Origin of the sequence: Bradyrhizobium huanghuaihaiense (assembly GCF_025200885.1) — a bacterium.
In the GTDB taxonomy this organism is placed as follows: Bacteria; Pseudomonadota; Alphaproteobacteria; order Rhizobiales; family Xanthobacteraceae; genus Bradyrhizobium; species Bradyrhizobium huanghuaihaiense.
On record NZ_CP104172.1, the window covers coordinates 9,305,726 to 9,329,771 of the forward strand.

Below are 24,046 nucleotides of genomic sequence, written 5' to 3' on the forward strand. Positions count from 1 at the left end.
GAAATACTAGCCTTTTACGGCTATCCGATGGACGCCTTGACGGAAAGGCCATTGCGGAATATGAGCATCACTTATCCCGTGGTGATTTGAGCCGGCCGGCTTGCAGCCACGTTAAATAAGTCGCTAAACAGGCCGGGGACCTCTGTGATCCCGGCCCGTGGATTTGTCCAGGCCGGTTTTTTTGTGACCGTTTTCGACGAAACGGTCATGTCGGAGGGTCCTATGTCGAAGTCGCCTGCCACTTACCGCCCCGAAACCCGCCTCGTCCATTCCGGCACCCTGCGCTCGCAATATGGCGAGACGTCGGAGGCGCTGTTTTTGACGCAAGGCTATGTCTACAACAGCGCCGAGGAGTGCGAGGCGCGGTTCAAGGGCGAGGACCCCGGCTTCATCTATTCGCGCTACTCCAACCCGACCATTGCGATGTTCGAGCGCCGCATGATCGAGCTCGAGGGCGCCGAAGCGGCCCGCTCGGCGGCAACCGGCATGGCCGCGGTGACGACCGCGATCCTGGCGCCGCTGAAAGCCGGCGATCACGTGGTCGCCTCGCGCGCGCTGTTCGGCTCGTGCCTCTACGTGATTCAGGACCTGCTCCCGCGCTACGGCATCGAGACCACGCTGGTCGACGGGGCCGATCTCGACCAGTGGCAGCGGGCCTTGAGGCCCAATACCAAGACGTTCTTCCTGGAGAGCCCAACCAACCCGACGTTGGATGTGCTCGACATTCCCGGCATCGCCGAGATCGCGCACGGCGGCGGCGCGCGGCTCGTCGTCGACAACGTGTTCGCAACCCCGATCTGGCAGAGCCCGCTCGCGCTGGGCGCCGACGTCGTCGTCTATTCCGCGACCAAGCACATCGACGGCCAGGGCCGGTGTCTGGGCGGCATCATCCTGTCATCGGAAGCCTTCATCGCCGAGCACCTGCATAATTTCATGCGCCAGACCGGCCCGTCGATCTCGCCGTTCAACGCCTGGGTCCTGCTCAAGGGCCTGGAGACGCTGGGCGTGCGCGTGCGCGCGCAGACCGACACCGCGGGCCGCGTCGCCGAAGTGCTGGCGAGTCATCCGAAGATTTCGCGATTGGTCTATCCTGGCCGCGCCGATCATCCGCAGGCGGCGCTGGTGAAGAAGCAGATGCGCGGCGGCTCGACGCTGGTCGGCTTCGAGGTGAAGGGCGGCAAGGCGGCCGCGTTCCGCGTGCTGAACGAGCTCAAGCTTGCGAAGATCTCGAACAATCTCGGCGACGCCAAGAGTCTCGTCACGCATCCGGCGACCACGACGCATCAGCGCCTCAAGCCGGAAGACCGTGCCGCGCTCGGCATCAGCGAGGGCTTCATCCGCTTCTCGGCGGGGCTGGAGCACGCGGATGATCTGATCGAGGATCTGACGGCGGCGCTGGAGAAGGCGTGAGGCGACGGCGGTCTCGTAGGGTGGGCAAAGCGAAAGCGTGCCCACGTCTTCTTCCTTCGTATCACTGAGCGATGGTGGGCACGGCGCTTTGCGCCTTTGCCCACCCTACGGCACCTTGCTACATCGGCCGATACGTCCGCACATCCGCCGGCACGTTCACCCCTAACTTGATCTGGCCGACGGAGCGGATGATGTCGTCGCCGAGCAGCTGGGCGAAGCAGGCGTAGCCCCAATCGTTCATGTGCAGGCCGTCGGCGATCACGAAGCTCTCGACCGGGATCGACTGGTTCTCGTGCCAGTCGCGCATCACCTCGAAGCGCGGGAAGATGCCGACCTTACGGAGCTCAGCGACCTTGCCGAGCAGCTTGATCATCTTGCCGGCGCTCTCGGCGCGCTGATTGACGGCCGGCGAATATTGCGGATCGACCAGCACGATGTCGGCGCCGCCGGCGGCCTGGATGCGGGAGATACCGTCCTCGACGAGCTTGGCGGTATCACCTGGATCGAGATTGCGCAGCACGGCGTTGGTGCCGACCTGCCAGATCACCATGTCTGGATGCACGTCGATCACCTGCGTCTGAAGGCGCTTCATCATCTCGGGCGCGTCCTCGCCGCCGACGCCGGCATTGACGACAGTAATGTCGGCGGTCGGATAGTGCCGGCGCAGCTGCGTGGCGAGACGGTTCGGATAGTTGAAATCGGGCGAGCTTGCGCCATAGCCGGCGGTCGACGACGAGCCGAATGCGACGATCACGACGGGCTTGCCGGCGACGAGCTTGGCAGCGACATGCGGCAGCGAGCCCATCGCCTTCGAGCCGCCCTTCGGCGGCAGGCAAGGCACGCGGCTGAAGATGTCACCGGCGGATTTCGCGACCTGCTTCACCTTGTCGATGGCGCGCGAGGTGATGCCGCGCTGCTCGGGGGACGTCACGGCGACCGTGGTCTGGGAACGCGAAGCGGGAGCGGGAGCGGGATTAGCGGTTTGCGCCGGTGCTTGCGTCGCCTGCGCGGCCTGTGCCTGCGCGCGCGACTGCGACGCCGGCGTCAGCAACAGCAGCGCTGCCGCTGCGGTCGCAGCCAGCGATGCCGTCGGGAAAAAAGGGCGGAGAGAACTCATTAACGCTAGACCTCAATTTTGCTGCTGGGCCGGCCCCAGATGGGCTGCGTCAAACACAAATTGTGCCAACGCCCGGCCAAGGCAATCATGGACCTGTTTCGCCAGCTCCGGCCCGCGGGACGGGCTGAACAGGTCGAACTGACCCTGGTCATTCCACTGCCGCATGATCGCGAAACGGTCGAACAGCGGAATGTCATGCTCCTGCGCCACCACCCGCATATTGTCGAGATAGGGTGGCACCGAGATCATGGTCTCGGTCCGCGGGCTGTACTGCAAGTTCATCAACACGACATCAGCCCCTGCATTTTGCAGCGCGGCAACCCCTTCGGTCACAGCACCGCGAAAATCGTCGGGATCGATGGCTCGGATAGCATCCACGGTCCCGGTCTGCCAGATGACCAAAGTAGGCCTTTTTGCTTCCATCAGCTTAACGAAGGTGGTGGCGGCCTCCTCTGCCGTTTTCTTGCTCTGTATTTCTACGGAGACGTGCACGGCCTCCGACGGCGGCAGCTTGTCCTTCAGGATGGCCTGCATGCGCGCCGGATAGGACGCATCCTCCGAGGCCGGAATCGTGGTCGAGCGGCTGCCGATGACCAGGATTTCCAGCGGTTTGCCTGATTTGACGGCCTCGGCGACCTTGGGAAGCTGGCTTTCGCTGGTGAGCAGATAGGACGGCAATTCGCAGGCTGCGGGCACGGCCGGCGCGGCAGGCGCAGCATCGCCCGCGCGCGCCTGGGGCGCGGCGAGGCCACCGCATAGCAGGATCAGGCTCAGGAGAACCTTCGCCTTCATCAGCCCCCTCCCGCCAGATCGGCGTTGCCGACGGCGTTTTTGGTTTTCGCACCGCTCTTGTCAGCCACGCGTTTGTACCACGAAATCACCCATGCAACGCCCCACATGATCAGGATTCCGGAGAGACTAATCAGCGCATGCATGGCTGCGCCGCCGGAGACCTCGGCCAGGATGAAATGACCGGCGAAGGCGAGGAAGACGCCGAGGCAGAAGATCTCGAGCGAATGCTGGCCGCACAGGATCAGCGGCCGCAGCCACTGCGATTTCAGACCCGGCCAGTCGCGCGGCAGGAAGCGCACGGTGAGCGCGGCCAGCGCCAGGAAATGCGTGAAACGCAGAACGTCGAGATCGGTCTTGTCGATCGGATACATCCACTGCTCGAGCCGCTTCGGCATCAGATGGGACAGCTGCGGCAGATACCAGGTCAGCGTCACGTAGAACGCCGCCACGATATAGGCGATCGAGATCCACATCGTTACCGGCGACGCTAAAATACGCGACATGCGCCGCGCACCTCCGAGCGCACACCATGCACCGAAGACGAAGAGCAACTGCCAGGCCAGCGGATTGAAGGCCCAGAAGCCGTTCGGATAGGCGGAGAAGTAGAGATCGTATTCCCAGGTCACCGCGTAGAGCACGACGGAAAGGCCGAGCGTGACGTCGGGCTTCCACCGCATCGACCACAGGATCACGGGCAGCGCCAGCATCAGGACGATATACAGCGGCAGCACGTCCATGTTGACGGGACGGAAACGCAGCAGCAGCGCCTGCACGATGGTGACGTCGGGCTGCTTGAGGAAGTCCATGATCCCCATCTCTTCGGTGTAGAGCGGGTTCTCGAATCTGGTCGCCACATAGGAGATTTCGGCGAGGAAGATCGTGAACAGGAAGACGTGCGCGACATAGATCTGCCAGACCCGCCGCAGGATGCGCGCGGTGGCGATGACGACGCCGCCCTCCAGCATCGCGCGGCCATAGACGAAGGCGGCGGTGTAGCCGGAGATGAAGATGAAGATCTCGGTGGCGTCGCTGAAGCCGTAATTGCGGATCGTGAACCAGGTCAGCAGGCTCGTCGGCAGATGGTCGATGAAGATCAGCCACAGCGCCAGCCCGCGGAACAGGTCAAGGCGGAGCTCGCGCTCGCCGATGGCGGGCAGCGTGATGGCGGCCGCACGCGGCTCCGCAGGTTTGGCGGTTCCCGCGATGGTCGATCCCGTCACTTGGTCGGCAATGGTCATCGGGGCCTAAAAACCCTCACCCAAATCGCGACGTTGAAGGAGTGTACCGGTCCAGCCGTCATCTCGCAAAGCGGCCGGATCACATGGGGGTGTCTTCCCTTAGGGAGTCTTCCCTTGGGGGAGTACTTCCTCGCCAATTCTGGCGGCACGATGTCGCCAAAACTGCCGCCGGGGTTTGGTTCCGGCGCCGGATTTCGGTATGATGGCAGCCATGTACCGCGCCGTGACCCGCCAGATCGAAGTGACCGTCGAGCCGAACTTTGTCCCGGAGCAGTCGTCGGCCGACCGCTCCCGCTATTTCTGGTCGTACACCATCGTCATCACCAATTCCGGCGATGAGACCGTACAGCTCAAGACGCGGCACTGGATCATCACCGACGCCACCGGCCGCCAGCAGGAGGTCAAGGGCGAGGGCGTGGTCGGCGAGCAGCCGACGCTCGCCCCCGGCGAGCGGTTCGAATACACCTCCGGCGTGCCGCTCACGACCGCCTCCGGCTTCATGACCGGCCGCTACCAGATGGTCAGCGAAACCGGCGAGCGCTTCGAGATCGACGTGCCGACGTTCTCGCTGGACAGCCCGGACAATAAGCGGGTGTTGAACTAGGGGCACGCTGGCGGTGCCGTTACTCCACGGCTCAACCTGCCCAATTGCGTGCAATGCGCTCTGCTAAACCCGTCATCCTGACGTGCGAGCCATGCGGCGCACCGCGCCGCTTGGAGACCTCGAAGGATGAACGGCCCCGATGCAGCCGGGCCGTCGCCCTTCGAGGCTCGCCGAAGAGGCGAGCACCTCAGGGTGACGGTGATAGTTCGTAGCCCGGATGAGCGAAGCGACATCCGGGATCTTTGCGAGCGGATTCCCGGGTATCGCTTCGCTCACCCGGGCTACGGCACCGCCCTGCTACGCGTTCTCCACGCCCGCCTCGTGCGGCGTGAACTGGTAGACTGACGAGCAGAACTCGCAGGTAACGACGACCTTGTCGTCTTTGACCATCGCAGCGCGGTCGTCGGGCGAGAAGCTCTTCAGCATGGACGCGACTGCGTCGCGCGAGCAGGAGCATTGCGCCTTCAGGGACAGCGGATTGAACACGCGCACGCCGCGCTCGTGAAAGAGGCGATAGAGCAGCCGCTCGCCGGAGAGCTCGGGATCGATCAGCTCGACGTCCTCGACGGTCTCGATCAGCGAGCGCGCCTCGACCCAGGCGTCGTCCTCGGCAACGCTGTGCACCTCGGCGCCGTCGGGTGCATCGCCGGGATGCAGATCCGCCTGCCGCGCGCGCTCCGGCGCCTTCGGCAAAAACTGCATCAGCATGCCGCCGGCACGCCAGCGATGCTTGCCGCCGTCGCTACTGCGCCACTCCTCGCCGACCGCAAGACGCACCTTGGTCGGGATCTGCTCGGAGCGCAGGAAATATTCGTGGGCGGCGTCTTCCAGGCTGCCGCCATCGAGCGCGACCAGGCCCTGGTAGCGGCTCATGTCGGGACCCTGGTCGATGGTCATGGCGAGATGGCCGCGGCCGAGCAGCGTGCCGGAATCGTTCGCCGTGCCGAGGCGCGAGGCGTCGTAGCGGGCATAGGCGCGCAGATGATCCGGTGCCTTGTAGTCGACGACCAGGAACGACACCGGACCGTCGGTCTGGGCTTGGAGGATGAAGCGGCCCTCGAATTTCAGCGCCGAGCCGAGCAGCGTCGCCAGCACGATGGCCTCGCCGAGCAGCTTGCCGACGGGCGCGGGATAATCGTGCTTGGTCAGGATGTCGTCGAGCGCAGGGCCAAGCCGCACCAGGCGGCCGCGCACGTCGAGCGCGTCGACCTCGTAGGGCAGCACGGCGTCGTCGACCGGAACGGCGGATGGCGCGCGAACCGGGCCTTCAGGCCCGGTTTTCATGTCAGGGGATTGGAAAACCATGGCGCTTTATCTGGGGTCGGAGAGCGGGGAATGGAAGGGGGGAGTGTTCCGGAGGTCGCTATGATTGCACAACGATACCGCAAATTAGGTGTCGTCCCGGCGAAGGCCGGGACCCATACCGCGTGATCTCTCTTGTGGCGGGCAAGCGGAGGCCCGCGGTCTTCGCCAAACCGATATTCGTGGTTATGGGTCCCGGCCCCCGTGCGCAATTGCGCACTAGGCCGGGACGACAACTGAATCACTTCACCGCGTCGAAGCACCAGGCCAAAATGCCCTTCTGCGCGTGCAGGCGGTTTTCGGCCTCGTCGAACACGACCGATTGCGGGCCGTCGATCACCTCGTCTGTGACCTCCTCGCCGCGATGGGCGGGCAGGCAGTGCATGAACAGCGCGTCGGGCTTGGCCAGCGACATCAGCTTCGAATTGACCTGGTAGGGCTTGAGCACGTTGTGGCGGTGCTCGCCTTCCTTGTCGCCCATCGACACCCAGGTGTCGGTAACGACGCAATCGGCGCCCTTCACGGCGGCCTCGGGATCGGTGCCGAGCACAATCGGCGCACCGGTGGCCTTGATGAAGTCGCGCATCGCCTTCTTCGGCGCGAGCTCCGGGGGCGTTGCGACATTGAGCTGGAATTTGAAGCGCTCGGCGGCATGTGCCCAGGACGCCAGCACGTTGTTGTCGTCGCCGGTCCAGGCCACCGTCCGGCCCTCGATCGGGCCGCGATGCTCCTGATAGGTGAGGAGGTCCGCCATCACCTGGCAGGGATGCGAGCGCCGCGTCAGGCCGTTGATGACCGGCACGGTCGCATTCGCCGCAAGCTCCAGCAGCGCATCATGGTTGAGGATGCGGATCATGATGGCATCGACATAGCGCGACAGCACGCGTGCGGTGTCGGCGATGGTCTCGCCGCGGCCGAGCTGCATCTCGGCGCCGGTGAGCATGATGGGCTCGCCGCCGAGCTGGCGCATGGCGACGTCGAACGAGACGCGGGTGCGCGTCGAGGGACGCTCGAAGATCATCGCCAGCGTCTTGCCTTCGAGCGGCTTAACCGGCTGATGCGCCTTCTGCTTCGCCTTCATGGCGGAGGAGGCGTCGAGCATGCTCTTGAGCTCCGACAACGGCAGCTCGTTGATATCCAGGAAGTGCTTCGGCGACTTGCTCATCAGCTTGCCGCCCGCTTGGTCTGGCTGGACGAGATCGCAGCGCAGGCGCGCTCCAGCCGCACGACGCTGTCCTCGATCTCGGCTTCGGTGACGATCAAGGGCGGCAGGAAGCGCACGACATTGTCGCCGGCGCCGACCGTCAGAAGTTTTTCATTGCGCAGGGCCGCAACGAGATCGCCCGAGGGCACCACGGCCTTGATGCCGATCAAGAGGCCCTCGCCACGCACCTCGCTGACGACGTCAGGGTGACGATCGATCACGGAGGCGAGCTTCTGCTTGAGCAGCAGCGACATCTTCTGCACGTGGTCGAAGAAGCCAGGCTTGAGCATGACGTCGAGCACGGCATTGGCAGCCGAGATCGCCAGCGGATTGCCGCCGAAGGTCGAGCCGTGCGAGCCGGGGCCCATGCCGGCCGCCGCCTCCGCGGTCGCCAGCACCGCGCCGATCGGGAAGCCACCGCCGAGCGCCTTGGCGAGCGACATCACATCGGGTGTAACGCCCGTGCGCCGATGGGCGAAGAGATCGCCGGTGCGGCCCATGCCGGTCTGCACCTCGTCGAAGGCGAGCAGCAGGCCCTTCTCGTCGCAAAGTTGGCGCAGCGCCTTGAGGAAGGCGGGCGTCGACGAGCGCACGCCGCCCTCACCCTGGATCGGCTCGACCAGGATGCCGGCAGTCTGCGGACCGATCGCCTTCTTCACGGCTTCGATGTCACCGTGCGGGACCTGGTCGAACCCGTCCATCGGCGGACCGAACCCTTCGAGATATTTTGCAGATCCCGTCGCGGCCAGCGTCGCCAGCGTACGACCATGGAAGGCGCCCTCGAAGGTGATGATGCGGTAGCGCTCCGGTTGGCCCTTGGAGAAGTGATGATGGCGGACCAGCTTGATCACGCCTTCCAGCGCTTCGGCGCCGGAATTGCAGAAGAACACGAAGTCCGCAAAGCTTTCCTGGCACAGACGCGCGGCGAGTTTCTCGCCGTCCGGGCTCTGGAACAGGTTCGACATGTGCCAGAGCTTGGTCGCCTGCTCCTGCAGCGCCTTGACCAGCGCGGGATGGGCGTGGCCGAGCGCGTTCACCGCGACGCCCGAGGTGAAATCGAGATAGCGCTCGCCATTGGTCGCGATCAGCCAGCAGCCTTCGCCGCGCTCGAAACCGAGGTCGGCCCTGGCGAAAACGGGGAGCAAATGCGGCGCGGCGCTGTTAGTCATGACGATCACTTGATGTTGCGGACGGCCTGAACGCGCTCACGCAGCGCACCATTGACCGGCCCGGAAAACGAAACGTGCCGCCTTTTAAGGGCGGCACGTGACACTATCTTATGCCGGGTAGAACGGGTGTCAATGCCGCCCGAAAGCCCCGCGAAACGCTGAATCCGTAGTCTTGCGGTGCCGGATTTGCGGGGTTTTTGCCACGGAACATGTGGAAGCGAGTCGGCTGACTCTTGCGCGTGAGTCACGCCATATTGTAGCGTTTGGCTTGTCAGATACGACATCTCGTGCAGCAGTTCTGATCCTCTAAGTCCTCATGTACCGGCGTAAACGTTCGGGCGTTCTGGTTACGCCCGGCGAGCCTTAAGGGATTCTGGCGGCACGGGTTTTTCGAGGCTTAGGCATTCGCCGCAAGGCGCCAGGACGGCAGCCGCACGGCGAGGGAAAGGGTGCAATGACGGTTTTGACCTGGTCCGACGATCGCGTCGAGCAGCTGAAAAAGCTCTGGGAGGCCGGATTGTCGGCCAGCCAGATCGCAGCCGAGCTCGGCAACGTGACCCGTAATGCCGTGATCGGCAAGGTGCACAGGCTCGGCCTGTCCGGCCGCGCCAAGAGCCCCTCATCGGCAGCTCCCCGGCCGCGCAAGGCGCGTCCGGCTCAGCACATGATGCGGGTCAGCCGCCCCATCGCACGCGGCAACACCGCGCTGGCGCAGGCCTTCGAGGTCGAGGTCGAGGCTGAACCCGTGACCTACGACAACGTGGTGCCGATGAGCCAGCGGCTGTCGCTGCTCGAGCTGAACGAGGCGACCTGCCACTGGCCGGTCGGCGATCCCTCGAGCCCGGATTTCTTCTTCTGCGGCGGCAAGGCGCTATCGGGCCTGCCCTACTGCGCCCAGCACTCGCGCGTGGCGTATCAGCCCGCGGCGGACCGCCGTCGCGCACCGGCGAAGCCTGGCACGCGCTGAGTTTGTTCTGAGATCAAGAAGCAGCCGTCACACGATGACGGCTCAATACCCGATGTCGTCCCGGACAAGCGCGCCCCAAGCGCGCGCAGATCCGGGACCCATAGCCACCGCAAGATGTGGTTACGGGGACTCGGAGTTACCCTTTCGCGCAACAACTACGCTCTGTGGTTATGGGTCCCGTATCTGCGCTCACGCTTGTCCGGGACGACACCGATGTTGTGGCGGCAGCTCTCTAAACCAGCTTACGTCTGCTCCGCCTTCGCAAAGCGATCGTCGAGCGCATAGCCGGCGCCGCGGACGGTGCGGATCGGGTCCTGCTCGCGGCCGAGATTGAGCAGCTTGCGCAGGCGGCCGATATGGACATCGACGGTGCGCTCATCGATGTAGATGTCGCGGCCCCAGACGCTGTCGAGCAGCTGCTCGCGCGAGAACACGCGGCCGGGATGCTCCAGGAAGAACTCCAACAGGCGATATTCGGTCGGGCCGAGATCGATCGGCCGGCCCGAGCGCGCGACGCGGCGCTTGTCGCGATCGAGCTCGATGTCGCCGTAGGCGAGCACGGTGGCGAGCCGCTCAGGGCTCGCGCGCCGCAGGAGGCCCTTCACGCGCGCCAGCAGCTCCGGCACCGAGAACGGCTTGACGATGTAGTCGTCGGCGCCGGTCGCAAGCCCGCGCACCCGCTCGCTCTCCTCGCCGCGCGCGGTGAGCATGATGATGGGAAGCTGCTTGGTCTCGGGACGGGTGCGCAGCCGCCGACACAGCTCGATGCCCGAGAGGCCCGGCAGCATCCAGTCGAGCACGATCAGGTCGGGGATGTGCTCCTTGAGGCGGGTGTCGGCATCGTCGCCGCGCATCACCGTCTCGACGTCATAGCCGTCGCCTTCGAGGTTGTAGCGGAGAAGCTCGGTGAGAGCTTCCTCGTCCTCAACCACCATAATGCGTGCGCCCATGGTTGTCGTCGCTCCTTAAGTCTTCAGGTATTCGGGACCGTCGTGGCGAAGGTCGTCATGTCGCCCTTCGGCCGCTTGTCGGTGATGGCCTGGCCCTCGATCATGTAGAACACGGTCTCGGCGATGTTGGTGGCGTGGTCGCCGATCCGCTCGATGTTCTTGGCGCAGAACATCAGATGGATGCAGAACGAGATGTTGCGCGGATCCTCCATCATGTAGGTGAGGAGCTCGCGGAACAGCGAGGTGCAGATGGCGTCGACTTCCTCGTCGCCCTTCCACACCGCCATCGCCGCCGGCAGATCGTGCGCGGCATAGGCGTCAAGCACCGACTTGACCTGCTGCTGCACGAGGTCGGTCATGTGCTCCAGGCCGCGGAACAGTTTCAGCGGATGGAAGTCGGCATCGAGCGCGGCGACGCGCTTGCCCATGTTCTTGGCGAGGTCGCCGATGCGCTCGAGATCGGTCGCAACGCGCATGGCGCCGACGATCTCGCGCAGATCCACCGCCATCGGCTGGCGGCGGGCGATGGTGAGCACAGCGCGCTCCTCGATCTTCTTTTGCAGCGCATCGAGCTCGGCGTCGATGGTGACGACGCGCTGGCCGAGCGCGACGTCGCGGCGGATCAGCGCGTCGACGGAATCGACGATCATGCGCTCGGCGATGCCGCCCATCTCGGCGACCAGGCGGGTGAGCTCCTGGAGGTCGGTGTCGAAGGCCTTTGCGGTATGTTCAGAAGCCATGTCGCGTCTCCTCAGCCGAACCGGCCGGTGATGTAGTCCTGCGTGCGCCGGTCGCTCGGCGACGTGAAGATCTTGCTGGTGTCGTCGAACTCGATCAGCTCGCCGAGATACATGAAGGCGGTCTTGTCGGAGACGCGCGCCGCCTGCTGCATGTTGTGGGTGACGATCGCGATCGTGTAGTTCTCGGACAGTTCCTGGATCAGCTCCTCGACCTTGGCGGTCGAGATCGGATCGAGCGCCGAGCAGGGCTCGTCGAACAAGATCACCTCAGGCCGCACCGCGACGGTGCGGGCGATGCAGAGGCGCTGCTGCTGGCCGCCGGAGAGCGACAGGCCCGAGGCGTTGAGCTTGTCCTTGACCTCGTTCCACAGCGCGCCCCCGCGCAGCGCCTTCTCGACGCGGTCGTCCATCTCGGACTTCGAGATCTTCTCGTAGAGGCGGATGCCGAAGGCGATGTTCTCGTAGATCGTCATCGGGAACGGCGTCGGCTTCTGGAACACCATGCCGACGCGGGCGCGCAGCAGGTTCAGGTCCAGCTTGGGGTCGAGGATGTTGGTCTGGTCGAGCATCAGCTGACCGGTGACGCGCTGGCCCGGATAGAGGTCGTACATCCGGTTGAAGATGCGCAGCAGGGTCGACTTGCCGCAGCCCGACGGGCCGATGAACGCCGTGACGCGGTTGGCGCCGAGCGTCAGGTTGATGTTCTTCAGCGCGTGGTGCTCGCCGTAATAGAAGTTGAGGTTGCGCACCGTCACCTTTGCGGGCGCTTCCGGCAGCGGCTGCTGTGAGGCCAGATGGGCGTTGGAACTCACGGATACGGAAAGATCGGTCATTTTGCAGTCCTCTCGGCGCCGAGGATGCGCGCGCCAATGTTCAGGGCAAGCACGGTGATCGTGATCAGCAGCGCGCCGCTCCAGGCGAGCTGCTTCCAATAGGCGTAGGGGCTCTGCACGAAGTTGTTGATGGTGACCGGCAGGTTCGCCATCGTCTTGTTCAGGCCGAGGCTGAAGAACTGGTTCGACAGCGCGGTGAAGAGCAGCGGCGCGGTCTCGCCGGCGACGCGGGCGGTGGCAAGCAGCACGCCGGTGATGAGACCCGAGCGGGCCGCACGATAAGCGATACGCTTGATCACCAGCGAGCGCGGCAGGCCAAGCGCGGAGGCCGCCTCGCGCAGCGCGTTCGGCACCAGCAGCAGCATGTCCTCGGTCGTGCGCAACACCACCGGGATGACGATGACGGCGAGCGCGAGCGCGCCCGCAATCGCCGAGAATCCGCGCATCGGCACCACCACCGCACCGTAGATGAACAGGCCGATGATGATCGAGGGCGCCGAGAGCAGGATGTCGTTGATGAAGCGGATCACCGAGGTCAGGCGGTCGTTGCGGCCGTATTCGGCGAGATAGGTGCCGGCGAACAGGCCGAGCGGCGCGCCGATGCCGACGCCGATCACGGTCATGATGATCGAACCGACGATCGCATTGCGCAGACCGCCTTCGGTCGAGCCCGGAGGCGGCGTGTCCGCGACGAATATCTCGAGGTTCAGGCCTGCCAGCCCGTTGTAGAGCAGGGTCATCAGGATCAGCGCGAGCCAGGTGACGCCGAAAGCGGCGGCACCGATGCAGAGCCCGCGGACGATGATGTCCTTGCGGCGGCGACGTACGTAGATCGGGTTCATGTCACTTCCCCGCCTTCTTTTCCAGACGCAGCAGCATCAGCCGCGCGGCCGCGAGCACGAAGAACGTCAGCACGAACAGCAAGAGGCCGAGCAGGATCAGGCCGGACTGGTGCAGGCCGTCGCTCTCGGCGAACTCGGATGCGATCGCCGCCGAGATCGTCGTGCCGGGCGCGAAGATCGAGGACGATATCCGGAACGAGTTGCCTATGATGAAGGTCACCGCCATGGTCTCGCCGAGCGCGCGGCCCAGCGCCAGCATGACGCCGCCGATGATGCCGACGCGGGTGTAGGGGATCACCACACTGCGGACGACTTCCCAAGTGGTGCAGCCGACGCCGTAGGCGGCTTCCTTCAGCACCGGCGGCACGGTCTTGAACACGTCGACCGAGATCGAGGTGATGAAGGGCAGCACCATGATGGCGAGGATCAGCGCCGCATTGAACAGGCTGAGATAGGACGGGGGACCAGCGAAGATCGCTCCGAGCACAGGAACGCCGTCAAAGATCTTGATCATGAAGGGCTGGAACGTGTTGGCCAGGAACGGGCCCAGCACGAAGAAGCCCCACATGCCGTAGATGATCGAGGGGATGCCGGCGAGCAGCTCGACCGCCATGCCGATCGGGCGGCGCAGCCATTGCGGGCACAGCTCGGTGAGGAAGATCGCAATGCCCAGACCAACCGGGATGGCGATCAGCATCGCGATGAAGGAGGTGACGAGCGTGCCGTACATCGGCCCGAGGGCACCGAGCACGGGCGGATCGGCCGACGGCGCCCAGCGTTGCGTCCACAGGAAGGAGATGCCGTACTCCTTCATCGCCGGGAAGGCGCCGACGATCAGCGAGATGATGATGCCGCCGAGGATCAGCAGCACCGAAATCGCGGACAGCCGCGTGATCCAGTAGAAAGTGAGATCGCCGAGCTTGAACGCGCTCAAGGCCTTGGCGCGATCATACGGTCCGGCGGCATCAATTACGTTGCTCTCGACAGCCATCTCAGCCACGCCGATCCCCTGTACCCGTTATTTCTATACGCTTGTTGTTGGTGGCGGTCCCGTGCCCCGGATGCGGTGCAGCGCGAAGCGATGCGCCGCTGATCCGGGGCCTAGTGCTTGTGGGTCCCGGCTCGGCGGAGCGGCATTTCATGCCGCACCGCGTCCGGGACACGAGAGCTCTACTTAGCTCTTGATCTCGGCAGCCCAGGTCTTCTCGATCAGGGTCACGACGCCTTCGGGCATCGGGATGTAGTCGAGCTCTTCAGCCGCCTTGCCGCCGTTCTTGAAGGCCCAGCGGAAGAACTTGATGGCTTCCTGCGAGGCCGCCTTATCGGTGGCTTCCTTGTGCATGAGGATGAAGGTCGCCGCGGTGATCGGCCAGGACTTGTCGCCGGGCTGGTCGGTCAGGATGACGTAGTAGCCGGGCGCCTTGGCCCAGTCGGCGTTGGAGGCGGCCGCCTGGAAGGCCTCGACGGTCGGCTGCACCGGCTTGCCGGCCTTGTTGACGAGACCGGTGTAGGTCAGCTTGTTCTGCTTGGCATAGGCGTACTCGACGTAGCCGATCGAGTTCTTGGTCTGGCTGATGTTGCCCGACACGCCTTCGTTGCCCTTGGCACCGACGCCGACCGGCCACTCGACCGCGGTGCCCTCGCCGACCTTGCTCTTCCAGTCCGCGCTGGCCTTGGCCAGGTAGTTGGTGAAGTTGAAAGTGGTGCCCGAACCGTCCGAGCGGCGAACCACGGTGATGGCTTCCGACGGCAGCTTCACATTCGGATTGAGCTTCTTGATCGCGGCGTCGTCCCACTTGGTGATCTTGCCGAGATAGATGCTGGCCAGCGTCTCGCCGTCGAACACCATCTCGCCGGGCTTCACGCCTTCGATGTTGACGACGGGAACGATGGCGCCCATCACCATCGGCCACTGGACGAGACCGTCCTTCTCGAGCTGCTCGGCCTTGAGGGGCGCATCGCTGGCGCCGAAGGTCACGGTCTTGGCCTGGATCTGCTTGATGCCGCCGCCCGAGCCGATCGACTGGTAGTTCAGACCGTTGCCGGTCTCCTTCTTGTAGGCGTCAGCCCACTTGGAATAGATCGGGAACGGGAAGGTCGCACCGGCACCCGTGATATCGGCAGCAAAGGCCGCCGTCGTCGTTGCGGCGACCAAGCCGGCAGCGACGATCGTTTTGATGAAATTCATGCTGGTCTCCATACAGGGGAGCGAAGCGCCATCCGCGCCCGATCGCGCTCCCCGCGCCCGCCCCTTTAGGAGCGGTCGGCTGTGCTTTTACGAAGGTTTCGTGACAGTCGGATGACACCACCAAGCGATTGAAATCGCTTGAGTTTCAGATCTGAACCGGGGGCTTCGCCTGGGGAAAACAGGCGGTAAAGGTAGCCCCCTGCCGGGGCACGCTTTCGATCAAAAGCCGGCCGCGATGACGGTTAAGAATATGTTTCACCAGCGATAATCCGAGCCCGGTGCCGCCCTGCGAACGGCTGTCGCCGACGTCGACCCGGTAGAACCGCTCGGTCAGCCGCGGCAGGTGCTCGGGCGCGATGCCGGGGCCGAAATCGCGGACCATGACCCGGATTTCCTGAGTTCCATCAGCGGCGGCGCTTGATGTCAGCGACACGATGACGCGTCCGCCCGAGGCGCCGTATTTGAGCGCATTTTCGATCAGGTTCTCGAACAGGCGGAGCAGCTCCTCGCGGTCGCCCGCGATCATCACCGGCGGCTCCGGCAGATGGATCTCGACCTCGACCTGACGTTCGCGCGCCAGCGGCTCCAGCCCGTCGGCGACCTGGCGGATGATCGGCAAGAGGTCGACCAGGGTGTCGGGCCGGACATGGGCCGACAGCTCGACCCGCGACAGCGAGAGCAGATCGTCGATCAGGCGCGCCATGCGGGTGGCCTGGTTGTGCATGATGCCGAGGAAGCGTTCCCGCGCCTTGGGATCGTCCTTGGCCTGGCCCTGCAGCGTGTCGATGAAGCCCGACAGCGCGGCGAGCGGCGTACGCAGCTCGTGGCTGGCATTGGCGACGAAGTCGGCGCGCATCTCCTCGACCCGGCGCAGCGGCGTCTGGTCGTGGAACGTCATCAGCATGCATTTGTCGGCGCCGCCGAACGAGGTCGGCACCGGCACCGGCGTGATGATCAGCTCCATCCAGCGATCGACCGGGACGTGGTCGAGATAGGTCGCGCGCCGCGGCTCCGTGGTTGCGATCGACTCGCGCAGCGCCGTGATGATCTCCGGCGAGCGCAGCGCGAACTGGGCAAGCTCATTCCGCCGCAGCGCCGGCGCGAGCTGGGCGGCTGCGGCATTGAGATGGATGACGCGGCCGGCGCGGTCGAGCAGCACGGCCGGATCCGGCATGCCGGCGACGACCGCGGCCACCGCGGCGCTCTCGACCGGGTTGATGCGCCTGACATCGTCGCGCGAGGCGGCGGGATCGTGCAGTCGCCAAGGGATCAGCGCCGCGGCGGCGATGCAGAGGAACACGGCAATGGCGTGCAGCGCCGACAATTCCCCGAGCGAGACCACCACCGACAGCGCCAGCGCCGCGGCGATCAGGATGATGGTCGAGTGCCGCAGCCGGTCGGACCAGGGCTGGGCAGCGGGAGAAGAAGGGGCGTCAATCGCCATCGGGCGGGCTTCTCCTGGAGGACGTGTCCTAACGGCCTTGTCTTAGGGGCCTTATCTTAAAGGCTTGGCGCCGGTCAGACGCCGCCGTCGCTGCGCTCTCTCACATAGGCGGCTTCAGGCGCCGGGCCGGGGTCGAGCTTGAGCGCCGCCTGTTGCAAGCGCTTCGATCGGGCACCGATTATAACTTCGCGAAACGTCAGCAAGATTACAGATATGACGAAGGGGGACAGATAATAGAGCACGCGGAACAGGAGCATGCCGCCGAGGAGCTCTTCCCGGTCCATCTGCCAGAGGCCGACCAGCATGGCGGCGTCGAACACGCCGAGGCCCCCGGGCGAGTGGCTGGCAAAGCCGAGCAGGGTGGCCGAGACGAAGATCACCGCGACCACGACGAAGCCGAGATTGGGCTCGTCCGGCACCAGCACGTACATCGCCAGCGCGCAGAAGCCGAGGTCGATGATGCCGATCGCGATCTGGAGCAGCGTCAGCGGTCCGCCCGGCAGCACCACGGTCCAGGGCCCGCGGCCGACCACGCGCGGCTGGGTCCAGACCCAGACCACATAGGCGACAAGCGCCATGATGATCATCAGCGCCAGCGTCCGGTTCAGCCAGGGCGGAAGCTGGTCGATCGAGGCGGCCGCCTCCGGATGGTAGGAGATGCCGAGGCCGAGCACGGCGGCATTGCCGAGCCAGAAGGTCAGGCCGGCGAGGAAGCAGATCTTGGCGACATCGATCGCGTTCAGCCCGTAGGCCGAATAGATGCGATACCGCACCGCGCCGCCGGTGAAGACGCTGGCGCCGACATTGTGGCCGATCGAATAGCTGGTGAAGGCGGCAAGCGCGTTGATGCGGTAGGGCACGTGGGCGTGACCGATCGCGCGCGTGGCGAACAGGTCGTAGAAGGTCAGGGTGAAATAGCCGGCAGCGACGAACAGCGCGGCCATCGCAATCTGGCTCGGCTCGGTGCTCTTGATCGCTTCGAGGACCTCGTTGACATCGATGCCGCGCAGCATGTGGTAGAGCACATAGCAAGCGATGCCGATGACCGCGACGCTGATCACAACGCCAAGCTTATGCAGGATTTGCTTCTGGCGCAGAAACGTCATCGCCCTGCGTATGGCTTCCAGCATCTAGACCTCGAACAACACTTCAGCGGCCAGGACGGCCGGCGAATGGGCGAACGACGCACAGGCGCTCGACGGCCCCTCACCGCCGGCTCCGGCATCGCGCATGCCCCCCGCCTCTCCACTAGCGCGTTTCGGCGCGGAGTGGAATTCGGCAATTCGAACAAAAACACGTGCATTCAATGTTTTAGGCAGGTTGCGAGCTCCCGGTGCACGGTTTGGCGCTTTCGGCGGCAAGGCTTGACGCGAATCTCCGTGGCAATCCTGCGCAGTCGCCATGAAGTTTTGATGATTTCGGCCGCACAATGTTCCTTCACGCCTTAAGCCGAAATCAATCTATGGGCCGCGCCGGCCTGTTGAAAGAGGGGCGAAGGGCCGCGTTGTGCACGGGGCTTGCTGGTGCACTGCAGCGCAGCATTCCGATTCCGGAAATTAGCCCACGCCACGGCGGAGGTGCACTCCCTCTCCCGCTTGCGGGAGAGGGTTGGGGTGTCTCCGAAATCGAGAATCCCCAAGAGGAGAGACCTCGGCTTGTTCCAGAACGGCGGCCAACTGGCCGCCGAATGCCGACCTCTCCGGCAAGCGGGAGAGGTTCAGAAGGTCGTCTCCGTCACGCCGCAAGCTGCGGACGCACTGCCTCGATCCCGGCAATCCAGCCGGCGACGGAGCGGCCGATCGCCTCGGGATGATCCTCCTGGAGGAAGTGCAGCCCGGCTCCGAGATGTACATGCGCGCAATGCTTCAGCGAGCGAGCGAACCGCTCGGCGAATTCCGGAGCGACGAGTGCACCGGGCGTGCCCGAGAACAGCAGTTTTGGATAGGACGAGGCAGCGAGCGCGGCATGCGCGGATTGCAGCGTCGCGTAGACGTCGGCAGGCTCGCCTGCGATCGGCAGCTCGCGGGGAAAGGCGAGAACGGGACGGCGGCTCTCCGGCGTCGTGAATGGCGCGCGATAGGGCCCCATCTCATCGTCGCTGAGCTTGCGCACGATGCCACCGGGCAGCACGCGTTCAACGAATGCGTTGGCCTCGAGGATCATGGCCTCGCCCTCGCCCGGCGTCCTGAATTTGCGGAACGCAGCCCTCGCCGCCTCGGCGTGGTCCTGCTCCTCCGCGACCTCGGTGTGGTGAAAGTCCTGCCAGGTCGGCATCGGCCGGATGAACTCCATGAAGGCAAGGCCGCGCACGAAGTCCGGCCGGCGCGCGGCGAGATGAAAGGCGAGCGCTGTGCCCCAGTCCTGCGCGACGAGATAGGCCGAGGAGACGCCGAGCCCGTCGATCAGCGCATCGAGATAGCGGACGTGATCGAAGAAGCGATAGGCGATGTCGGGCTTGCCGGATTGACCGAAGCCGATCAGGTCGGGCGCGACACAATGCGCGACCGGCGCCACCAGCGGCAGGATGTTGCGCCAGATGTGCGAGGACGTCGGATTGCCGTGCAGGAATAGCGCGATCGGCGCATCCTTCGCGCCCGTCTCGCGATAGGCCATGCTGCTTCCCAGGATTGATGCGTTTCGGATTTCGATCTCGGCTGGCTTGCTCATGTCATCTCCTTGAACACGGTTTTGAAGGCGATGGTCTTGAAGCGTTCGAGCGCGTTGGGATTGCGGTCGACCTTCATGCGCAGGATCGCGCCCTGCCAGGACGCGAGCAGGAAGTCGGCGAGCTCCTCGGGCTCGAAATCGGATGCGATCTCCCCGCGTGTCTGTGCATCGGCGATGCAGGCGGCGAAGGGCGCACGCCACTCCGCAAAGATTTCTGTGAGACGCACACGCAGCAGTTCGCTGCTGCCTGATGCCTCCAGGCTGAGATCGCCGATCAGGCAGCCGCGGCCATAGCCATCGGCCTCCAGACGGCCGGTGATGATGTCGAGGTAGCGCCGCAGCCGCGCGCGCGGCGTCAGCGAGGCGTCCTCTAGCGCTTCGGCGACCAGCCCTCTTGTGACGTCGAAATAGCGGTCGAGCACCTCCGAGGCGAACGCCTCCTTGGAGCGGAAATGGTTGGTGAAGGACCCCTGCGGCGCGCCCGCAGCAGCGGTGACGTCGCGCACGCTGGTGCCGTGATAGCCGGTGCGGAACATGACCTTCAGGCCGGCGTGGAGGATGGCGTCTTTGAGCGAGGGCTTGGGCATGAGTACGTATTATTGTCAAGCGTGACATCGCGCTTCGACGATTGTCGTGCCAGCCGGGCGATTTACGCGATGTCGAGGGGCTGTCCGGGCGAACCGACGTCTCAGGCCGGCGGCGCGGTCCGCGCGACCACCCGGTCGCGCAGCCAGGCGCCGATGGTGCAGCCGACGAGGTAGCAGGCGAACATGATCAGGCCGAGGTCGAGCCAGTAGCCGAAGCGGCCGGGAACGACATGGGCAAACGAGGCCGCGACCAGGCCCGCGGCGAGCAAGGCGAGCCAGCGCGCGGTGACCTTCGAGGTGCCGTTGCCGCGCTGGACCACCGAAATCCAGCCCATGCAGAAGCCCAGCAGCACCGAACCGATCAGCCAGCCCATATGGAACGAGACGAGATAGGGCATCGTCACCTCACCAGAAATTCGATGCGGCGGTTCTGGGCCTTGCCGTCATCGGTGTCGTTGCCGGCGACGGGCTGCGTCGCGCCATAGCCGACCGCGCTGAAACGGCTGGCGGGCAGGCCAGCCTTGACCAGGTAGTCGATCACCGCCTGCGCCCGCTTCTCGGAGAGCGCCTGGTTGAAGGAATCCTCGCCGTCGGCATCGGTGTGACCTGCAACCTCGATATTGGCGTTAGGGCAGCGCAGTGCCGTCTCGATCAGATGATCGAGGATGCCGGCGGAGTCCGGATCGATGTCGGCGCGCTTGGCCGCGAAGCGGATCTTGCCCTTGCCAAGAAGCTCGGAGAACAATTGCTGGCAGACCGTGCCGTCGACCGGGCCCGGCGCCGGCTTCACTGTGATCTCCGGCTTGTACTGCCAGGTCTTGGGAAAATCCTTGCCGAGGCCGGCGCGGATGTCGTTGGCGGCGCCTTCATAGAGCGCATCGCCCGACAGCTTCACCTCGCGGTCGGAGACGACGAGCGTGCCGGTCGACAGCCGCGACAGCGCCCCGAGCGCCGCGACCACGGCGGGGTTGAACGAGGCGGGCGCGCCGATGCTGGCCTTGAGATTGTCGACGACCTTCTCGCCGAAGAACTTTCGCGACGCGCTGGTGGCGATCGCCCCGTGGACATTGTTGTCGGGGACGTAGCCGGTCAGCGTCACGGTTGCGGCAACCGGATCCTTGTAGGCCTGGAAGATGTAGGGCGGCGCCTTGATCTCGTTCGCGGCGATCGAGAACCCCTCGGGAAGATTCTTCAGCGCGGCCGCGATCGCCTCGCGACCGCCGAGCTCGCGCGCCATGCCCGACAGATTGACCTTGGTATCTGATATCGTGATCTTGCCGTCCTTGAGCTTGCCGATCTGGTCGAGCAGCAGCATCGCGGCCGCCTCGAAACGCGGCGGCGCGCCGCGTGCAAGACCCATCTGATCGGCCACCTCGACGCCGCCGACCTCCTTGCGCGCCGCCTCGGTCAGGCGGGCCTTCATCGACGGCAGGGGGGCGGAACCCGACAGCGTCACCCGCACCACGTCGCGCTCGGCATTCCAGACGAAGGGTTTGGCCTCGGGAACGAGGCGGGTCCGGTCGTCGACCAGGCGCACGCCCGGGACGAGCTCGACCGCCATCACCGCATCGCGACGCCCCTCCTCGGAAAAGGCGTCCGCGGCCAGACTGACGTCGCGGCCGTCCACCGCGATCCGGGTCTTGTCCAGAACGGTATCCTTTAGCGCCGCCGAGCTGCGGGCGGACAAATCCGCCTCGACCGGCAAGGTATTATTCCAGGCCGCAAATCCCCACATGACGACCAGGGGAATCAACCCCGGCCACCATTTGCTGGCCCACCTGAAAAGCTTCTGCATTCGACGACCCGAACTCTGGAACCGGAGACAAAACAAACCCTTGGCGGGCTGTCAAACCGGAAATCGTGCCCTTCCGAGGGCCCCGCGTGGACAATTGGAATAACTTTTTCTTCAAGGGTCCTTCCTTAGAGTTGAGGGCGGAATGCCCGGGGGTCGGCCAGCCTGCAATGAAACAACTCCGCAACAACGTGATCCGCGCCGGGCTGGGGGCGCTCTACTTCAGTGGTGCGCACCATCTGCTGCGTCCACTGCTCTCGGGCGTCGGCGCCATTTTCATGCTGCATCACGTGAGGCCCGCCCGCGAGGACGCGTTCCAGCCGAACCGGCATCTCGAAGTCACCCCTGAGTTCCTGCGCGCCACGCTGAGCCATCTGCGCACGCGCGACATCGACATCGTCAGCATGGACGAGCTGCATGAGCGGCTGGTGCAGGGCCGGTTCGACCGCCGCTTCGCCGCCTTCACGCTCGACGATGGCTATCGCGACAATCTGGACTATGCACTGCCGGTGCTGCGCGAATTTGACGCGCCTCTGGCGGTCTATGTCGCCAGCGATTTCGCAGAAGGCACCGGACGGCTGTGGTGGACCGCGCTGGAGGCCGTGATCGCCAGGGCCGAGCAGATCGAGGTCGAGATCGGCCATTCCGCGCTACGGCTCGATGCGACGACGCCGGCGGCGAAGCAGGCGACGTTCGACCGCCTGCACGACTGGCTGCGCGCGCTGCCCGGCGAGCATGATCTGGCCCGCGAGATCGCGGCGCTCTGCACCAGGCACGGTGTCGACATGGAAGCGCTGTGCCGCAGCCTCTGCCTGTCCTGGGACGAGATGAAGAGGTTCGCCGCCGATCCGCTGGTCACGATCGGCGCGCACACCATCAGCCATTGCAATCTCGCCAAGCAGGCGGAAGAGATCGCCGCGCAGGAGATGGCCGTGAGCCGCATGCGGATCGAGCGGGCGCTGGAGCGTCCCGTGCTGCATTTCGCCTATCCCTATGGTGACCGCGACGCCGCGGGCGAGCGTGAATTTGCGCTTGCCGCTTCCGCCGGATTCAAGACCGCGGTGACGACGCGGCCCGGCATGCTGTTCGCCGAGAACGCCGGCCACATGACTGCGCTGCCGCGCGTCTCGCTCAACGGCAACTACCAGGACACGCGGATTTTGCCGGTGCTGACCTCGGGCGCAGCAACGGCGATGTGGAACGGCTTTCGCCGGATCGCGGCGGCTTAATCGCCTCCGCTATCGCCACACCCTCAGCCGTCGTCCTGGCGAAGGCCAGGACGACGATGGATTGACTCCCTCCCCGCCCCGCCCACAACGGACGGCAACCAAGGGAGGAACCATGTTCAACGATCTGTTCTCGCTCAAAGGCCGCGTCGCGCTCGTGACCGGAGGCTCGCGCGGCATCGGCAAGATGATCGCGGCGGGATACCTCAGCGCCGGGGCTTCGAAGGTCTACATCACTGCGCGCAAGGCGGGACCGTGCGAGGCAACCGCGCAAGAGCTCACCGCGCAATATGACGGCGAATGCATCGCGTTGCCGATCGACATCTCCACCGTCGAAGGCTGCAACAAGTTGGCCTCCGAGATCGCCAAGCTGGAGCCGAAGCTCGACATCCTCGTGAACAATGCCGGCGCTGCCTGGGGCGCGGAGTTCGACGAATTCCCCGAGAGCGGCTGGGACAAGGTGATGGACCTCAACGTCAAGTCGCTGTTCTTCCTGACCAAGGCGCTGGCCAAGCCGCTGCGCGCGGCCGCCAGCGCAGAACGTCCGGCAAAGGTGATCAATATCGCTTCCGTCGACGGCATCTTCGTCAATCCGAGCGAGACCTACTCCTACGCCGCCAGCAAGGCCGCCGTGATCCACCTGACGCGGCGCATGGCGACGAAGCTGATCAAGGACAACATCAACGTCACCGCGATCGCGCCGGGCGCATTCAAATCCGACATGAACCGCGCCGCACGCGATCATGCGGACGAGGTCGCCAAGCGCATTCCGGCACGGCGGATCGGCACCGACGAGGATATGGCGGGCGTCGCAATCTATCTCGCCTCGCGCGCGGGCGATTACGTGGTCGGCAACACCATCGCCGTCGACGGCGGCGTGGTGTATGCGAATGCCGGGCTGGAGATCGCGGGGTAGGCGGCGCGCTGTTTGCGGCGCGGACGGTGCGCTCCCTCGCCCCGCTCTTGCGGGGAGA

The 24,046-nt window shown here is 65.1% G+C and carries 23 protein-coding genes and 1 riboswitch; of the genes, 5 read left to right on the top strand and 18 right to left on the bottom strand.

Annotation, left to right across the window (positions count from 1 at the left end):
* Nucleotides 1-68 precede the first annotated feature (68 nt).
* Nucleotides 69-148: riboswitch (SAM riboswitch) on the top strand.
* Between the two features lie 74 nt (nt 149-222).
* Complete coding sequence (locus N2603_RS43385; protein WP_260387025.1) at nt 223-1,410, top strand: O-succinylhomoserine sulfhydrylase; 1,188 nt, start codon at nt 223-225, stop codon at nt 1,408-1,410.
* Between the two features lie 118 nt (nt 1,411-1,528).
* Here the strand turns inward: N2603_RS43385 and N2603_RS43390 are convergent, their stop codons facing one another.
* The 3 genes from N2603_RS43390 to N2603_RS43400 are packed head-to-tail and all read right to left on the bottom strand — an operon-like array spanning nt 1,529 to nt 4,557.
* A complete protein-coding gene (locus N2603_RS43390; RefSeq protein WP_260387026.1) occupies nt 1,529-2,527 on the bottom strand; it encodes an SGNH/GDSL hydrolase family protein in 999 nt (332 codons plus the stop codon).
* 12 nt (nt 2,528-2,539) lie between these two features.
* On the bottom strand, nt 2,540-3,319 hold the full coding sequence (locus N2603_RS43395; protein WP_260387027.1) for an SGNH/GDSL hydrolase family protein: 780 nt from the start codon (nt 3,317-3,319) through the stop codon (nt 2,540-2,542).
* Nucleotides 3,319-4,557, bottom strand: coding sequence for an OpgC domain-containing protein (locus N2603_RS43400; RefSeq protein WP_018644894.1), 1,239 nt, complete (start codon nt 4,555-4,557; stop codon nt 3,319-3,321). Before N2603_RS43400 ends, N2603_RS43395 begins: the two co-directional genes overlap by 1 nt.
* A gap of 211 nt (nt 4,558-4,768) precedes the next feature.
* Here N2603_RS43400 and apaG point away from each other — a divergent pair, with 211 nt between their 5' ends.
* A complete protein-coding gene (gene apaG, locus N2603_RS43405) occupies nt 4,769-5,161 on the top strand; it encodes a Co2+/Mg2+ efflux protein ApaG (protein ID WP_026312282.1) in 393 nt (130 codons plus the stop codon).
* 297 nt (nt 5,162-5,458) lie between these two features.
* On the opposite strand, the gene N2603_RS43410 is transcribed toward apaG, so the two are convergent.
* The 3 genes from N2603_RS43410 to N2603_RS43420 form a co-directional block, all read right to left on the bottom strand.
* Nucleotides 5,459-6,466: an Hsp33 family molecular chaperone gene (locus tag N2603_RS43410; RefSeq protein WP_260387028.1), complete on the bottom strand. Its 1,008-nt coding sequence runs from the start codon at nt 6,464-6,466 to the stop codon at nt 5,459-5,461.
* A 238-nt stretch (nt 6,467-6,704) separates the two neighbouring features.
* Nucleotides 6,705-7,628: an ornithine carbamoyltransferase gene (gene argF, locus N2603_RS43415; RefSeq protein ID WP_260387029.1), complete on the bottom strand. Its 924-nt coding sequence runs from the start codon at nt 7,626-7,628 to the stop codon at nt 6,705-6,707.
* Nucleotides 7,628-8,836 carry an aspartate aminotransferase family protein gene (locus N2603_RS43420; RefSeq protein ID WP_260387030.1) on the bottom strand — a complete coding sequence of 403 codons (1,209 nt, stop codon included), beginning with the start codon at nt 8,834-8,836 and terminating at the stop codon, nt 7,628-7,630. Before N2603_RS43420 ends, argF begins: the two co-directional genes overlap by 1 nt.
* A gap of 454 nt (nt 8,837-9,290) precedes the next feature.
* Here N2603_RS43420 and N2603_RS43425 point away from each other — a divergent pair, with 454 nt between their 5' ends.
* Nucleotides 9,291-9,803 (top strand): GcrA family cell cycle regulator, encoded by a 513-nt coding sequence (locus N2603_RS43425; protein WP_018644522.1) that lies wholly within the window; start codon nt 9,291-9,293, stop codon nt 9,801-9,803.
* A gap of 242 nt (nt 9,804-10,045) precedes the next feature.
* On the opposite strand, the gene phoB is transcribed toward N2603_RS43425, so the two are convergent.
* The 12 genes from phoB to N2603_RS43485 form a co-directional block, all read right to left on the bottom strand.
* Nucleotides 10,046-10,753 (bottom strand): phosphate regulon transcriptional regulator PhoB, encoded by a 708-nt coding sequence (gene phoB, locus N2603_RS43430; protein WP_008143479.1) that lies wholly within the window; start codon nt 10,751-10,753, stop codon nt 10,046-10,048.
* Between the two features lie 23 nt (nt 10,754-10,776).
* Nucleotides 10,777-11,493: a phosphate signaling complex protein PhoU gene (phoU, locus tag N2603_RS43435; protein ID WP_018644521.1), complete on the bottom strand. Its 717-nt coding sequence runs from the start codon at nt 11,491-11,493 to the stop codon at nt 10,777-10,779.
* Nucleotides 11,494-11,504: 11 nt separating this feature from the next.
* Nucleotides 11,505-12,326 (bottom strand): phosphate ABC transporter ATP-binding protein PstB, encoded by an 822-nt coding sequence (pstB, locus tag N2603_RS43440; RefSeq protein ID WP_018644520.1) that lies wholly within the window; start codon nt 12,324-12,326, stop codon nt 11,505-11,507.
* Complete coding sequence (gene pstA, locus N2603_RS43445) at nt 12,323-13,168, bottom strand: phosphate ABC transporter permease PstA (RefSeq protein ID WP_018644519.1); 846 nt, start codon at nt 13,166-13,168, stop codon at nt 12,323-12,325. Before pstA ends, pstB begins: the two co-directional genes overlap by 4 nt.
* Nucleotide 13,169: 1 nt before the next feature.
* Nucleotides 13,170-14,159, bottom strand: a complete 990-nt coding sequence (pstC, locus tag N2603_RS43450) for a phosphate ABC transporter permease subunit PstC (protein WP_026312227.1) — start codon at nt 14,157-14,159, stop codon at nt 13,170-13,172.
* A gap of 183 nt (nt 14,160-14,342) precedes the next feature.
* Nucleotides 14,343-15,356, bottom strand: coding sequence for a phosphate ABC transporter substrate-binding protein PstS (pstS, locus tag N2603_RS43455; RefSeq protein ID WP_026312226.1), 1,014 nt, complete (start codon nt 15,354-15,356; stop codon nt 14,343-14,345).
* Nucleotides 15,357-15,501: 145 nt separating this feature from the next.
* Nucleotides 15,502-16,800, bottom strand: coding sequence for an ATP-binding protein (locus tag N2603_RS43460; protein ID WP_260387031.1), 1,299 nt, complete (start codon nt 16,798-16,800; stop codon nt 15,502-15,504).
* 74 nt (nt 16,801-16,874) lie between these two features.
* Nucleotides 16,875-17,930 (bottom strand): lysylphosphatidylglycerol synthase domain-containing protein, encoded by a 1,056-nt coding sequence (locus tag N2603_RS43465; RefSeq protein WP_260387032.1) that lies wholly within the window; start codon nt 17,928-17,930, stop codon nt 16,875-16,877.
* 604 nt (nt 17,931-18,534) lie between these two features.
* On the bottom strand, nt 18,535-19,467 hold the full coding sequence (locus N2603_RS43470) for a haloalkane dehalogenase (RefSeq protein ID WP_260387033.1): 933 nt from the start codon (nt 19,465-19,467) through the stop codon (nt 18,535-18,537).
* Nucleotides 19,464-20,054 carry a TetR/AcrR family transcriptional regulator gene (locus tag N2603_RS43475; protein WP_260387034.1) on the bottom strand — a complete coding sequence of 197 codons (591 nt, stop codon included), beginning with the start codon at nt 20,052-20,054 and terminating at the stop codon, nt 19,464-19,466. Before N2603_RS43475 ends, N2603_RS43470 begins: the two co-directional genes overlap by 4 nt.
* Nucleotides 20,055-20,155: 101 nt before the next feature.
* Nucleotides 20,156-20,452, bottom strand: a complete 297-nt coding sequence (locus N2603_RS43480; RefSeq protein WP_018644511.1) for a hypothetical protein — start codon at nt 20,450-20,452, stop codon at nt 20,156-20,158.
* A gap of 2 nt (nt 20,453-20,454) precedes the next feature.
* Nucleotides 20,455-21,849, bottom strand: a complete 1,395-nt coding sequence (locus N2603_RS43485) for an OmpA family protein (RefSeq protein WP_260387035.1) — start codon at nt 21,847-21,849, stop codon at nt 20,455-20,457.
* Nucleotides 21,850-22,016: 167 nt separating this feature from the next.
* On the opposite strand from N2603_RS43485, the gene N2603_RS43490 reads away from it, so the two are divergent.
* Entirely contained in the window at nt 22,017-23,075 is a 1,059-nt protein-coding gene (locus tag N2603_RS43490) for a polysaccharide deacetylase family protein (RefSeq protein ID WP_260387036.1), read from the top strand.
* A 112-nt stretch (nt 23,076-23,187) separates the two neighbouring features.
* Nucleotides 23,188-23,988 (top strand): SDR family NAD(P)-dependent oxidoreductase, encoded by an 801-nt coding sequence (locus tag N2603_RS43495; protein ID WP_260387037.1) that lies wholly within the window; start codon nt 23,188-23,190, stop codon nt 23,986-23,988.
* Nucleotides 23,989-24,046 lie beyond the last annotated feature (58 nt).